The 13,851-nt window shown below is 55.9% G+C and carries 8 protein-coding genes; 3 read left to right on the plus strand and 5 right to left on the minus strand.

The window, feature by feature from the left end; translation table 11 throughout:
• The first annotated feature begins 42 nt into the window (after positions 1-42).
• The gene (locus HER32_RS18040; RefSeq protein ID WP_168682886.1) at positions 43-777 is read left to right on the plus strand and encodes a class I SAM-dependent methyltransferase; all 735 of its coding nucleotides are present in this window, start codon (positions 43-45) and stop codon (positions 775-777) included.
• Between the two features lie 56 nt (positions 778-833).
• Here the strand turns inward: HER32_RS18040 and HER32_RS18045 are convergent, their stop codons facing one another.
• Positions 834-1,778, minus strand: coding sequence for a DUF2279 domain-containing protein (locus HER32_RS18045; protein ID WP_168682887.1), 945 nt, complete (start codon positions 1,776-1,778; stop codon positions 834-836).
• Between the two features lie 192 nt (positions 1,779-1,970).
• Between HER32_RS18045 and HER32_RS18050 the strand changes: the two genes are divergently transcribed.
• Entirely contained in the window at positions 1,971-4,868 is a 2,898-nt protein-coding gene (locus HER32_RS18050; protein WP_168682888.1) for an alpha-amylase family glycosyl hydrolase, read from the plus strand.
• Positions 4,869-4,974: 106 nt separating this feature from the next.
• On the opposite strand, the gene HER32_RS18055 is transcribed toward HER32_RS18050, so the two are convergent.
• The gene (locus tag HER32_RS18055) at positions 4,975-5,823 is read right to left on the minus strand and encodes an N-acetylglucosamine kinase (protein ID WP_168682889.1); all 849 of its coding nucleotides are present in this window, start codon (positions 5,821-5,823) and stop codon (positions 4,975-4,977) included.
• Positions 5,824-6,074: 251 nt separating this feature from the next.
• On the opposite strand from HER32_RS18055, the gene HER32_RS18060 reads away from it, so the two are divergent.
• The gene (locus HER32_RS18060; RefSeq protein WP_168682890.1) at positions 6,075-7,157 is read left to right on the plus strand and encodes a T9SS type A sorting domain-containing protein; all 1,083 of its coding nucleotides are present in this window, start codon (positions 6,075-6,077) and stop codon (positions 7,155-7,157) included.
• A 464-nt stretch (positions 7,158-7,621) separates the two neighbouring features.
• Here the strand turns inward: HER32_RS18060 and HER32_RS18065 are convergent, their stop codons facing one another.
• The 3 genes from HER32_RS18065 to HER32_RS18075 form a co-directional block, all read right to left on the minus strand.
• Positions 7,622-8,695, minus strand: a complete 1,074-nt coding sequence (locus HER32_RS18065) for a SusE domain-containing protein (RefSeq protein WP_168682891.1) — start codon at positions 8,693-8,695, stop codon at positions 7,622-7,624.
• Between the two features lie 106 nt (positions 8,696-8,801).
• Complete coding sequence (locus tag HER32_RS18070; protein ID WP_168682892.1) at positions 8,802-10,421, minus strand: RagB/SusD family nutrient uptake outer membrane protein; 1,620 nt, start codon at positions 10,419-10,421, stop codon at positions 8,802-8,804.
• A gap of 19 nt (positions 10,422-10,440) precedes the next feature.
• Entirely contained in the window at positions 10,441-13,434 is a 2,994-nt protein-coding gene (locus HER32_RS18075) for a SusC/RagA family TonB-linked outer membrane protein (RefSeq protein ID WP_168682893.1), read from the minus strand.
• Between the last annotated feature and the right edge of the window lie 417 nt (positions 13,435-13,851).

Here is a 13,851-nt window from a genome sequence, read left to right on the forward strand (position 1 = left end):
ACCTGCAGCGCCCAAACGTATTCTTTTTCGGCTTATCCCGCTATGTATAGTGTTCTGAAAAGCTTCGTGAAATCCTTACTGCCTCGGCGCGTGCTGTTTGCCGGTGAGCCGGTGCTGCGGCTGGCCGTGTACCAGCTGTACCGTGGTAACCGCTATGCGTGTCCGGTTTGTAGTCGGCACATGCGGGCGTTTATTGACCTACCCATGGGCGAAAAGCTGTGCCCGGCCTGCGGCAGCCTGGGCAGAGGGCGCCGCCTGTGGCAACTATTGCATGAGGAGTTCTACCGGCCAGGCCTCACCGTGCTCGACTTCTCGCCCTCGCGCAGCTTGTACCGGGCCCTGAAACAGGATGCGCGAATCCACTACGAAAGCACCGACCTCTCCGGCGACTTCATGGCCGATCAGCAGTACGACATCACCCGCATAGATGCCTCGTCTGCTACTTATGACCTGATTCTGTGCTACCACATCCTGGAGCACATTCCTGATGACCGGCAGGCCATGCGCGAGCTACGTCGGGTGCTGAAGCCCTGCGGCATCTGCCTAATCCAAACTCCCTTCCGGGAGGGAGGTATCTACGAAAACGAAGCAGTAAGAACCGATGCGGAACGCCTGGCGCACTTCGGCCAAGCTGACCACGTGCGGGTGTACTCGGTGGCCGGCTTAACCGAGCGGCTGCAAGCCAGTGGCTTTCGGGTGCAGGTTCGGGAATTTCAGGAAGCAACCGACAACCGTTTCGGATTCAAGCCACAAGAAGTCGTGCTGGTATGCAGCTAAGCTTCTGCCGTATTATTATCGTCTTGCTGAACAGAACGTCAAGGCAGAACTGAAGATTAGTAGTACAGCCCGTGCATGACTAAGCCGCGCTGACGGTTGAACTCCAGAGCCGGAGCCGGCAGGTGGAAAATGCTGGCCACGTAAAACACGCGCTTGAGCAGCTTGCTGCGGGTAGGAATGCGCCGTAAGTCCACGTCGAGGCTGAGGTAGTACTGGCGGTAGGGGTGCAGGCCGATGGCGGCGTTGGCCTTTGCATCGTTATACACCATTTGCTGAGCCCCGTAGCCCAGGGCGGGCTGGAGCCAGCGGGGCCAACGGGAGGTAGCCGGCAGCCAGGCCCCCACATCCACGCACAACCAGTAGGTCTGGCCATTGTAGTCCTTCAGATGCTGCTCGCCGAGGCTTTTGCCCAGCACGTTGGGGCGCAGTGCCGCGTAGCGGGTGGTATGAAACGAATACTTGGGCATGATGCGCACCTCGCCCCAGGCCAGCTGCTGCCCGATAAGGCCCGCCGAGCCCAGGAAGTTGGCTGCTAAATCCGTAGCCGAGGCACCGTAGGCCGGGTCGCGCCCGTCGAGGAGCTCAATGGGGCTTTGCAGCAGAAACCCCACGAAACCCCCGTACCACAACGCCCGCCGCTCGGGCACGCCGGCCCAGCGCAGCATGTCCACCGCGCCCCGGCTTTCGTGGAAAGCTCCCCAGAAGTGGCCGGCTTTATCCATCTGCTTCCACTCCCGCGCGTCATCAAACCAGTGCAGCGGCACCCGCTCGCCGGTGTACCAGCTTTTGCTTAGCAGATAGAGCGTGCCGGTGTAGGAAGCTGCCAGTCCGCCCGCCAGCACGGGCAAGCGGCGGCTGAGGCGGCTGGAATCGGCCATTGGAACAACGTTGGCCGTGCTGCTGGCAAGACTGTCGGGCTGGGTCCGGGGTACCTGCGCCCCCGCGGCCTGCGCCCCTGCCAGCAACACCCCCAACCAGAAAACGCGGACAACCCAGGCCATAGCAGACAGGCAGCCGGAAACATAGCGGAATGCCTCAACAAAACTACGATAAAACCATCCCGCGGCTTGGTTATGCTAGCCGTACGGGTGTAACTTTAAGAGAATTTACCCCGCAGAATCAACGAATTTTCGCTGTTTTTGGCTTTTGCGCGGTTTTCTCACGAAGTTATTTGTTCACCCTTACTGAATCCCATGAAAGCACTTCGACTTCTACTGCTCTGGGCGGTAGCGCTGACCGGTTTGCCGGCTGCCTACGCGCAAGTAGTAACCGCCGACCCGGTATTTTTTACCGAAACCACGCCCGTAACCCTCACCTTCGATGCCACCAAGGGCGACGCCGGTCTGAAAGACTTTGCCGGCGACGTGTACATCTGGACCGGCGTTATTTCCGACAAGAGCACCAGCAACACCGACTGGAAGGCCGTGGTAGGCACCGCCTGGACGCCCCCGATTGCCAAGGAGAAGATGACGCGCAGCGCCTCTAACCCTAACCTCTACACCATTTCCTTCACCCCGCGCACGTACTACGATAAGCTGCCCGCCGGTGACAAAATCCTCAAGCTGGCCATGCTGTTCCGCAGCGCCGACGGCTCGAAATCAGGCCGCGACACGGGCGGTAAGGATATTTTGGTAGACGTAGCGCAAACGTCGGCGCTGTCAGTGCGCATTACCGGGCCCACCACGGCCGGCAACACGCAGTTCGTCAACCAGAATGCTAAGGTGACGGTGACGGGCACGGCTTCGGCCGCCGCCACGCTTACGCTCACGCTCAATGGTACGCAGGTAGACCAGCAAACGAATGCTACGTCGCTCAGCAAGGAAGTAACCCTGACGCAGAGTGGCAACAACGTGCTTAAGCTCACGGCGACTAGCGGCTCCACCACGGCCACCGATGAAATCAACATCTTCGCCAGCCCGGCCGCCACGGTAGCGGCCCTGCCCGCCGGGGCCAAGAAGGATGGCGTAACCTACCTGAACGATGGAAAGTCGGCCATTCTGGCCCTCACGGCTCCCGGCAAAACGGCGGTTTACGCCATTGGCGAGTTCAACGACTGGCAGCCCGGCCTGCAGTACCAACTCAAGAAAACCAGCGCCACCGACGACGTGAATACCCGCTGGTGGGTGCAGATTGATGGTCTCACGCCCGGCCAGGAGTATGCCTACCAGTTCCAGGTAGACGGCCTGCGCATTGCTGACCCCTACACCGAGAAAGTACTCGACCCCAACAACGACCGGTTTATCACGGCGGCTACCTACCCCAACCTGAAGGCGTACCCTACCGGTAAAGCCACCGGCATCGTATCGGTACTGCAATCGAATGAGCCGGCCTATACCTGGCAGGTTACCAACTTCCAGCGCCCGAGCAAGCTGGATATGGTAGTATACGAACTGCTGGTCCGCGACTTCGTGGTGAAGCACGACTACAAAACGGTAACCGATTCCCTGGACTACCTCAAGCGCCTCGGCATCAACGTGCTGGAGCTGATGCCCGTGAATGAGTTTGAAGGCAACGAAAGCTGGGGCTACAACCCCTCGTTCTACTTCGCCCCCGACAAGTACTACGGCACCAAAAACGACCTGAAGAAGCTCATTGATGAAGCCCACAAGCGCGGCATTGCCGTGGTGTTGGATATGGTGCTGAACCACTCCTTCGGCCAGAGCCCCATGGTGCAGATGTACAGCAGCAACAGCCCCTGGTTTAACGCCGTAGCTACGCACCCCTACAACGTAGGCACCGACTTCAACCATGAAAGCGACTATACTCGCTACTTCAGCAAGCAGGTCATCAAGCATTGGCTGGATGAGTACCACGTGGATGGCTACCGCTACGATCTGGCCGGTGGTTTCAGCCAGGTTCAGAAAACGGAAGCCACCTATGAGTCAGTATTCGACCAGTCGCGCGTGAACATCTGGAAGGACTACTACGCCGCCCAGCAGGCTGCCAGCCCGGGTTCCTACGCCATCCTGGAAACCTTCGTCGCCAACGAGGAAGCTAAAGCACTGTCGGCCGCCGGCCTGATGCTGTGGGGCAAGATGACGAACAACTACAACGAGGCCACCATGGGGTACAACGACGGCAATAAGTCGGACCTAAGCTGGGGCTACTACAAGCAGCGCGGCTTCACCGAGCCCAACCTCGTAACGTATATGGAAAGCCACGACGAGGACCGGCTGATGTATAAGAACCTGCGCTTCGGTAACGCCTCGGGTAGCTACTCCACCAAAAACCTGAACACGGCCCTGAGCCGCATGGAAACCGCCGGCGCGTTCTTCTTCCTCGTGCCCGGCCCGCGCATGATCTGGCAGTTTGGCGAGGTAGGTTACGATAAAGGCATCTTCATGTGCCCAGATGGCACGTACCCCGGCGACAACGGCACGGACAATACCAAGTACGGCAAAGATGACGGCTGCAAGCTCAGCAACAAGCCCGTTCTCGATGACTACTACGATACCCCAAACCGCCGCCACCTCTACGATGTGTACCGCAGCCTGATTGCGCTGAAAACCTCGCAGCCCGTGTTCGAAAACACCAGCGCAACGTTTGCCCAGAATGTAACCGGGGCCGTGAAAACCCTGCACCTGAGTGACGCCAGCCTGAGCATGACGGTACTGGGCAACTTCGACGTAATAGCCAAAGCCGTGAGCCCCGAGTTTCAGGCCGCCGGTACCTGGTACAACTACCTCGATGGCACCACCCTTACCGTAGCCGGCGCCGACGTCAATAAGCAAATCACGCTGCAGCCCGGCGAGTACCGCGTGTATCTGTCCAAGAAAGTAGCCGTGCCCGCCAACACCGTACTGCCTACCAAGGCCGAGCGCGCCGCCCTGGCGTTGAGCTTCACCGCCGTTCCCAACCCCGCCGCCTCGGCCGTACGCCTGCAGTACACGCTGCCGCAAACCACGCAGGTCTCGGTGAGCGTGGTAAATGCGCTGGGTGCTACGGTACGTACCATTCCCGTAGCTGCCAAGCAGGCTACTGGTACGCACGAGTTGTTGGTGCCGGTACAGGACTTGGCCAACGGTATCTACATTGTGCGGCTCCAGGCCGCTGGCAAAGTAGCCACCACGCGTCTGCTGGTGCAACACTAAGCAACAGTCTTCACCTAACTAAAAAGGCCTCTTCACTCGCGTGAAGAGGCCTTTTTAGTTAGGCTAGCAGCCAGCACCGGGACGTATCCCGCGTAGCATTGGCAGACTATTTCGTGAGTACGGTGTGGTAGTGCACCAGGTCGTCGATAGGGGAGCGGATGATCTTCCCAACTTCCATACCGTAGCTTTTGGCCACCTGCTCCAGCGCATCGCGGAAGTTGTAGCCTACGGAGCCCACGCAGTTGAACGAGTAGTTCTGGTAGCTGGGGTAATGCGCTACCAAGTTGCGGAAGAAGGCTTCAAAGCCGTTCAGCACAATCTCGCGGCAGTAGCTGATGTTGTTGTGGTCGTAGGCAAACTTGCTGAACGAAGCCAGGAAACGGTTGGGCAGGGGCTGGTTGTAGAGGCGGTCGAAGATTTCCTCATTAGTTAGCTCATACTGGTCACGGAAGGCTTCCTGCAGGCCATCAGGCAGGTAGCCGCGCATAAAGTCGCGCAACAGGCGCTTGCCAATGTAGGAGCCGCTGCCTTCGTCGCCAAGGAAATAACCCAGCGAGTCGATGTTCATTTCTACATCCTGCCCATTGTAGATGCAGGAGTTGGTGCCGGTTCCCAGGATGGCGGCAAACCCGATGTCGCGGCCCAGCAGGGCGCGGGCGGCCGCCAGCAAGTCGTGGCCAACGTACACGCGGGCCCCCGTAAACACCTGACGCATGGCTTTGGCCACGGTTTCTACCTTCTCCGGTACCGAGCAGCCAGCACCGTAGTAGTACAGCTCGCTTACTTCCTGCCGCGCCAGGTTATCGGGCAGGCTTTTTTCCAACGACGCGACAATGCCGGGCGTATCGATGAAATACGGGTTGTAGCCTTCCGTGTTGAAGTAGATTTTGTTACCCTCGTTGTCCAGCAGGCACCAGTTGGTTTTCGTCGAGCCGCCGTCGGCAATGATGATCATAGGAGAAGAGTTGGTAAATGGTCAGATAGTCAGGGGGGGTAAAGATAGTAGCCTAATCTAAAATGGCGCGCATTACTTCGTGGTAGTAAGTAAGCCACCACCTACGGGCGAATATTATTTAGTTCTTTCCGATAAACAGGTTTGAAAAACCTACGTAAGGCGTATATTAAAACCACGAAACAGGCCATTCTGACCTTTTCAAAGCGAATTTTCACTATATCATTTCTTTTCTCAACCCCTTACCATTTCACATGAAAAAAATTCTTACCCTCGCAACGCTTGGTTTACTTTCTTTGGCCGCCAGCCCGGCCTTTGCTCAGATTACAGTTGATGGCAAACTGGACGCCGCCGAAGTAGGGACCGGCGAAGGCAAGTACCAGCTGGTGGGCGAATACACGGGTACGCACTCCTCGGCCGATAAGGGCCTGAAGGCGCTTTACGTGGGCAGTTCGGCAACGAAGCTGTATATCATGACAGTTGCCTCCCCCGAAACTACTGGCTACGATGCCTTGGTGCTGTACCTGAACGTGCCGGATAAAGCCGGGGTGGCAGCGGGCACAAAGCTCATCGGCGGTGCCGCCGGCGACAGTCCTCTTAAGCACAAGCCTACTTTCGACACGGAAGTGGACTACGGCATCCGGGCCACCACGGCCCCCTTGGCCGACAACAACGTGTACTATAGCTACACCGATTACACCAACGGCAACACGGCCGCCGTTCCCGACTCGTACCAGGGCAACTCAACGAAAGCAGGTGTAGCCATTACTGCCAGTGCGGCAGCTCCTGCGCCTCTGGCCGGTGCACGGTTTGCGTATACCAGCTCGGCTACGCTATCCACCAACCTAACGAATACCGGCGTAGAAATCGAATTGGACATGGCTGCCTTGGGCCTCAACGCTGGTGAGCGGGTAGATATCGTTGTTGGCTATACAAACGGCGACGGGGCTTACACCTCGGATTTGCTGCCGCAGATTGCCGGCCAGACGACGGCCATTGGTGCTGATCCTGATTTCAACGCTATTGCCGGTAAACAGTCATATGCTTACGTAATTGGTACAGGCGTACTGGCTTCGCGCTCGGCCAGTGCCCGCGCTCTTGATTTTGGGGTATATCCCAATCCAGCTCGCCAAGCTAAAATCAACTACACAGTAGCCGGGCAGAAAGACGTGGCTTTAGAAGTATTTAACCTCATGGGTCAGCGCGTACGTACGCTGGTGGCTGGCAAGCAGACGGGTACTCAATCCGTTGCCTTGTCCGAACTGAAAGCTGGCACGTACTTAGTGAAGCTGCGCGTGGGTGACCAGATGACCAGCCAGAAAGTGGTCATTCTGTAAGTTCCTGCACAAAAAGCATCAGCAAAAACGGGAGGACCAATTGGTCCTCCCGTTTCGTTTATATGCCTCCGCAGAAAAGTGAAGTTATACACTCGGCCGTAGAAGGAAGCCAGCTGGCGCAAGATCGTACGTTCTAAATAGATGACTGCGCCAGGCCACCAGCAGTTGGTGCCTTGGCGCAGTAGTGAGGTACAAGCAGCACCAATATCGAGTACCCGCTGTACGCATCGGCGTGTCTTCTGTTGCCTTATGTACGAGTGCTTTACCGTAGATAAGCAAGTAACACATCAGGTTGCCAAGCGCATTACCTAGTTATTGAAGCGTCTCTTTCCTATCAATGCCTTGGCGCTAAATTCAGAGAGGAAACTATAAAACGTAAAAAAGCGCCGACCAACGGGCCGGCGCTTTTTGATAGATATAAGAAAGAACGCCAAAGCCCAACGGCCGGCAGATCTTGCTGTGACCTAGTTTTTAGTCAGCTTGTACTGGAAATTACCAGCATTCGACAGGTCCATCGTGATGGTGTAGTTGCCCGGCTCTGCAATAGCAATGTTGTCTCCACTGTAGTCGAGCAAACCATCCGCAGCAATGCCGTCATCTTTCTTACCATCACCGAAGTTGATAGCCCAGTCGTTGTTAGCGCGGAATTTGATTTCGCCAACTGCCAGCGTGGTCGTTACCGACCAGAGCTTAGTGGCCGGATCATAGGTCATTGGGGTATCCGTGCTCCAGGCACCGGGCGTAGCCGAACCGATTACCCCCCACGTGGTTTTGGTAGCCAGGAAAGTCAACTCACCCAGGTCAATACGCAGCTGGTAGTAGCCAGCGCCCGTCACCTTAAAGTCGGCGCCAGGGGAAGCCACTTTACCGGTTGTGCCATCACCGGCATCACCGTAAATGCCCTTCGCGTCGCTCCACTCGGGAGCACCCGTGATTTTGAACATCGTCGTGGCATCGGGGAAGTACAGGTAGCCTTCGTACTTCTGTGCCGCAGTAGTGAAAGCTGCCAGCGTGGGAGCAGTAGCTGGAGTCCAGCCCTGGTAGCTGCCAGGCACCCATACCGTAGGATACACAACGATAGCCGCGTAGGGCGTACCCGTCAGCGTAGTAACCGTGGAGGCCAGCGTTTTGATTTTAGCATCCACTACCGAAACAAGGCGAACATCAACAGAAGACTCCGAGCCGGCGGGCAGCCCCAGGCCATTGAAGATGTTATTTAGGTCTTTAACCGTAGCCTTGTACGAGGTGGCACCGGCGGGTAGGCTGATGGTTTTAGGAGCCGAAAAGTTTCCTCCACGCTTATCAAATTGCAGCGTGTACTGCTGAGCTGCCTGGAAGCCAAACTCACCAGGGGTCCACTTAAACGTTGTCGCCTCATCGGCACTCTTATCGGCAGACAGCGTGAGTGTCTTTTGGGAAACCGTGAGGGAAGGAGCGGTGCCAGGCTGAACCGTTGCCTTTATTTCGTCTTTCTCGCAGGAGGAGAAAACGAGGATGGCAGCGCAAAGCCCAACGAGTTGGGTAATCCAGTTTTTCATAAACTTGGGGCTGTTGAGACGAAAAAATGAGTGAAAAGAGAAATTACAGAAGCTGAACAGGTAAATAAATACGAATTGTTCAGCTTCTGTAAAATTTCCTAACCGGCTATTGGCGGCCGATATTTTGCTTCAGATTGGGGTTAGCAATCAGATCAGACGAAGGAATGGGAAATACCACCCGGAAGTCCTCTACGCCCGTACCCTCAGGCACGCCGCCTTTGAAAGGCCACACATATGCGGCCGTCGTGTACTTGCCAAAGCGAATCAGGTCGGTACGACGGTGGGCTTCCCAGTATAGTTCCCGGGCCCGCTCGTTGAGAATCTCATCCAGCGAGAGAGAACCTAGCGCGGTAGCCCCGGCCCGGCTTCTGATTTGGTTGACGTACGTCAGTGCTTGCGCCTCGCTGCCGCCTTGTCCACCGCGTAACACGGCTTCGGCATACATCAGCATCACGTCGGCTAGGCGGAACATAGGGAAGTCAGTGTCCACAAAGTCACCATTGCCACCCGTGCCATCAGGCTTAGGGTACCAGGAGCCGGGCGTGCCATCCAGGTTCACATTGCGCCATTTAGTTACCGCGTAGCCATCATTGAAGTTGGTAAAGTTGGTAATCTCCTTGCTCTGTCCGCTGGTATAGAACATAGCGCGTTTATCGTTGCCACCTTCCGGGAACAGATCAACTAGGTTCTTTTTGGTCCTTAGACCAAACCAACCGTTGTTGACACCAAAGTCTGCCGCGTTCATCGAGCCACCAATGGAGGCATGGGTCAGGAACGTAGTGCCACCATAGTTCTGGGTGTAGACGCCGTCAAAAACAACCGGGAAGATGATTTCGTTTTTGGCGGCCGTAGAGCCGTTATCAGCTAGGAAGAGCGAACGGTACTCAGGAGCCAGAGAATAACCCGAATCAATTACTTTCTTGGCGTAGGTAACGGCATCGGTGTACCGGTTCGTTTTCGCAAACACCTCGGCGTTCAGGTACAACATCGTTTGCAGGGCCCAGCAAGCACCTTTGTCGGCGCGACCGTATACGCTGCCGGGAGCTAGCAAAGAGCCTTCTATGGCTTTCAGCTCCGAATCAATGTAAGCAAAGATTTCGGCGCTGGTTTTTTGCTTGGGCAGAGTACCAACATTATCCTCTTCGGTTACGAAGGGTACGCGGCCGAACAAGTCCAGCAGGTGAGTGTAAGTAAGAGCCCGCAGGAAACGGGCTTCGGCCCGGTACTGACGAACTTTTTCCGCATTCGCCCCGGAGATACCGCGCTCCGACATTTTGCTGTCGGTGGTCTGACGCAGGAACTCGTTGCAGGCCGAAATCTGAAAGAAGAAACGCTCGTACATGCCGCGGATAAATTGGTTATCCGCCGTCCATTGCACCCGGTTGAAGTCGGGAATACCTGCGTCACCCCAAGCCAGCGTAGCCTCGTCGGTTGTTACTTCCTGCAAGTTGAAGTAGTTCCGCACATAGTTGGAATAGTCGCCGTTGATCTTTACCAGATCGTTGATTTCGGCGGCGCTACCAGCCTGTCCCTGACCCGTCATGGCCAAGCCGCCATAGAGACGGGCTACTACCTGCTCAATCTGGGCTGGGTCGCTATAAATAACTTCCGCGCTTGCCCGGTACGTAGGCTGTTGATCCAAATCTTTAACGCACGATGAGCTTACGGTCATCAGCGTTGCGGTCAGGGCCAACAGGCCCAAACCACGAGTAAAAGAGCTATGCATACTAAAGAGGAAGTAAGGGTTAGAAGCCGAAGTTCAGACCGAGCGTGTACGTGCGGGGGCGCGGATAAACCGTGTTATCGATGCCATTCGCAATTTCCGGATCAAGCCCGGAATATTTCGTAATCAGGAACGCATTCTGAACAGCAAATGAGAGGCTTAAGTTCGAGTTTTCTTTCACAAGGCTGCCGAAATCGTAGCCCAGCGTAATGTTCTGCATGCGCAGGAACGAGCCGTTCTCGATGTAGTAGTCCGACAGAATCTGGCGGTCCGAAGACGTGGTAAAACCAGTTACCAACACTTCCGGAGTAGAGTTGCGGTTGTAGCCGCTGGTGGGCACGTACAGCGAGCGGGAACGGATGTTGTTGTATACGTAGTTGCCGATGTTGGAGCGCAGCGTGAAGGCCAGGCTGGCTTTGCCATAGCTCATGTTGGAGCTGAAGCCCAGAATGGCCGTGGGGCGGGGCGACTTGTAGCGGTAACGGTCAGCTACCGTGATGGAACCATCCCCATCGCGGTCTACGAATACACCTTCCAGGGGCTTACCATCAGTGCCGTACACCTGCTGGTAGGGGAAGAAGGACTGGGCCTGGTAGTCAACAGAGTTCACCTGAATGTCACCGTTGCCTACGCCATCGAAGTTGTTGATACCGCCGGTCAGGAAGTCAATCCGCTCGATGTCGTCGCTGGTCGTCAGCTTGGTGATTTCATTACGGTTGAACGTCGCGTTACCGCTCACGGTCAGGTTGAATTTTTCGCCTTTGATAGCGTCAACCGTCGTAATTACCTCTACCCCTCTGTTGGTGAGTGAGCCTACGTTGAGTAGACCACCATTGCTGGGGTAAGAACCGGCGGCCACGAATACTTCGTTGATGAGGTCATCCGTGTCGCGCTGGTACACGTCAACGGCACCATATACGCGGCCGTCGAAGAAGCCGTAGTCCAGACCAGCGTTGTAGGTGGTCGTCGTTTCCCACTTCAGGTCGGCGCTGTAGAAGTCAGGCCGCAGGGTGGTTACGGGCTTGCCGCCAATCACGTAGGAAGAAGAACGTACGCCCTGAGTGTAGAAGGGCAGGGCAGGATAGTAGTTGATGCCAACGTCCTGCTGACCGGTCTGGCCGTAGCCCAGGCGCAGCTTGAACTCCGAAATAATCTTGGAGTCTTTCAGGAAGTCTTCGCCTTTCAGGCGCCAAGCCACCGAAGCTGAAGGGAAGTAGCCCCACTTGTTGTTGGCGAAGCGCGAAGTGCCATCGGCCCGGAAAGTACCCGTGAAGAGGTAACGGTCCTTGATGTTTACGTTAGCGCGTCCGAAGAACGAAACCAGGTTGTACTGATCTTGGAAGTCGGTCTTGTTATCGTAGGTTTTGTTGGCTGGCTGGAACAAGGTGCCGTCGGCGCGCAGGTCGTCGAAGTTGTAGTTCTTGTTCTGGAATTCCTGCCAGGAGTAACCACCCAGGACGTCAAACTTGGTTGAGCCAATCTCGCGGTTGTACTTGAGCAGGGTTTCCAGCAGCTTGTTGTTCAGGTCCTGACGGTACTGCTGCTTTACGCCGCCGCGGTTGAAGTCGGTACCGGCGGTTTTCGGAACGTCAATCGTGCCTTTGCCGCGCTGCACGTCAAAGCCTAGGTTCAGGTTGGCGCTCAGGCCGGAGAGGAAGGGCAGCTTGTAATCGAGTTGGGCGTTACCAATGCTGCGGTTCACGGTGCTGCGGTCATTGCGCTGGTTGATGGCGCTTACCGGGTTGCGGGGAGCCAAAATGTTCAGGTTGCCACTGCCGTCCAGCACTTCAAAATAGCCGCCAAAAGGAGCGTATTCAGCGCCGGAGTTGGTGATAGGCTGGGTGGGGTCAAAAAACACCGCTGAGTTCACCGCGCCCTGGTTGCTGAAGTTGTTTTCAATCTGGCTGGCGCGCAGGTTCAGATCTACTTTGAGGTTGTCGTTCAACAGACGGGGCGATACGCCTACCGAGCCGGAGTAACGCTTCAGGTCGTTGCGTTTCAGCAAGCCTTCCTGATACAGGTAGCCGCCCGATACGCGTACGGGTACATTGGCAATGGAGCCCATCAGGCTCACGTTGTTATCCGAGGTGTTAGCCGTGCGGTAGATGGCTTTCTGCCAGTCGGTGTTGCTGGTGCCCAGGGCGGCTTTCTGCGAAGCCGTACCGCGAGCATTTACCAGTGCCCGGAACTCGGGGCCATTGAGCACATCGACGTAGTCGGCAGCTTCCGAGATAGAGTAGTTAGTGCTGGCCGAAACCCGCAGTTTCTCGCCTTGCAAGCCGCGCTTGGTGGTTACGATGATAACGCCGTTGGAGCCGCGCGAACCGTAGATAGCCGTGGAGGAGGCATCCTTCAGGACGGAAATGCTTTCGATGTCGTTGGGGTTGATCAGGGCCAGCGGGTTGCTGGCGCCTTTCACGCCAATGTTGTCGACAGGCACGCCATCGATTACGATGAGCGGATCATTGGAAGCGTTCAGTGACGAACCGCCCCGGATCCGGATTTCCGAGCCGGCACCAGGGGCGCCGCCGGTAGTAACTTGTAAACCAGCTACTTTGCCCTGAACAAGCTGCTCGGGGTTGGTTACTTGGCCTTTTACAAATTCCTTTTCCGAAATCTGGGATACGGCACCAGTTACGTCTTGCCGACGCTGGGTACCGTAGGCCACAACCACGGCTTCATTCAGAAGCGTAGTGTTTTCCACGAGGTTCACGTCCACCGTAGAATTCTGACCGGCCGCTACTGTAACAGGGCGGCGCATGGTCGTAAAACCCACAAACGATGCAACAATCGTTTGCGGCCCGGCCGGCACATTCTGGATAGAGTACTGGCCATCGGAGTTGGTTGAGGTGCCCAGCGTCGTGCCGGAAATCAGCACGGTCACACCGGGGAGTCCCTGATTCTTTTCGTCCACAATCCGGCCGCTTACCGAGCCAGTTTGGGCCAGAGCGCTAGTGAACCCAGCACACACAAACAGAAGCAGAAACAGCAGTTTCGGCAAATAAGGGTGTTTCATTAAGTAGGTTGGTTGAAGGTAAGGGGAAAAAATTGTGAAAGTTGCATTAAGCCAAGGCAGCAGAGTTAGACCATAAGAAAAGTACAGTTCGAGTGCAAGTCAGCTCCTCCGCGGCAGAAAATAACAGCCCGGATGAAAGGCAGATTGCAGATATTCTCCGCAAGATAAACGTTTGAAAACAAGAAAAACAATGAATTCAAGCCCAGAATCTAGTATTGTAATAAGTCTATTTCGAGCGCGAATTTTCGCTCTTTTTCGAGCAGCGGTAGCAGAATTCGTTCACTCCGGTCATTATAGTTAGTAACTACTTACCCACGGCCACTTTATCCGGTTAGGCGGCCCAGCGAAAGGTTTTCCATTTGCAGCCTCAAATGGCCGATACGCTTACATAACACCTGGTTAAGCACCGATATTTTT

Source organism: Hymenobacter sp. BT18 (genome assembly GCF_012273015.1).
GTDB lineage: Bacteria > Bacteroidota > Bacteroidia > Cytophagales > Hymenobacteraceae > Hymenobacter > Hymenobacter lutimineralis.

Excerpts from the sequence above, each read along its gene's own strand:
- HER32_RS18040 (WP_168682886.1), top strand. The coding sequence starts at position 43 with ATGTATAGTGTTCTGAAAAGCTTCGTGAAATCCTTACTGCCTCGGCGC.
- HER32_RS18045 (WP_168682887.1), bottom strand. The coding sequence starts at position 1,778 with ATGGCCTGGGTTGTCCGCGTTTTCTGGTTGGGGGTGTTGCTGGCAGGG.
- HER32_RS18050 (WP_168682888.1), top strand. The coding sequence starts at position 1,971 with ATGAAAGCACTTCGACTTCTACTGCTCTGGGCGGTAGCGCTGACCGGT.
- HER32_RS18055 (WP_168682889.1), bottom strand. The coding sequence starts at position 5,823 with ATGATCATCATTGCCGACGGCGGCTCGACGAAAACCAACTGGTGCCTG.
- HER32_RS18060 (WP_168682890.1), top strand. The coding sequence starts at position 6,075 with ATGAAAAAAATTCTTACCCTCGCAACGCTTGGTTTACTTTCTTTGGCC.
- HER32_RS18065 (WP_168682891.1), bottom strand. The coding sequence starts at position 8,695 with ATGAAAAACTGGATTACCCAACTCGTTGGGCTTTGCGCTGCCATCCTC.
- HER32_RS18070 (WP_168682892.1), bottom strand. The coding sequence starts at position 10,421 with ATGCATAGCTCTTTTACTCGTGGTTTGGGCCTGTTGGCCCTGACCGCA.
- HER32_RS18075 (WP_168682893.1), bottom strand. The coding sequence starts at position 13,434 with ATGAAACACCCTTATTTGCCGAAACTGCTGTTTCTGCTTCTGTTTGTG.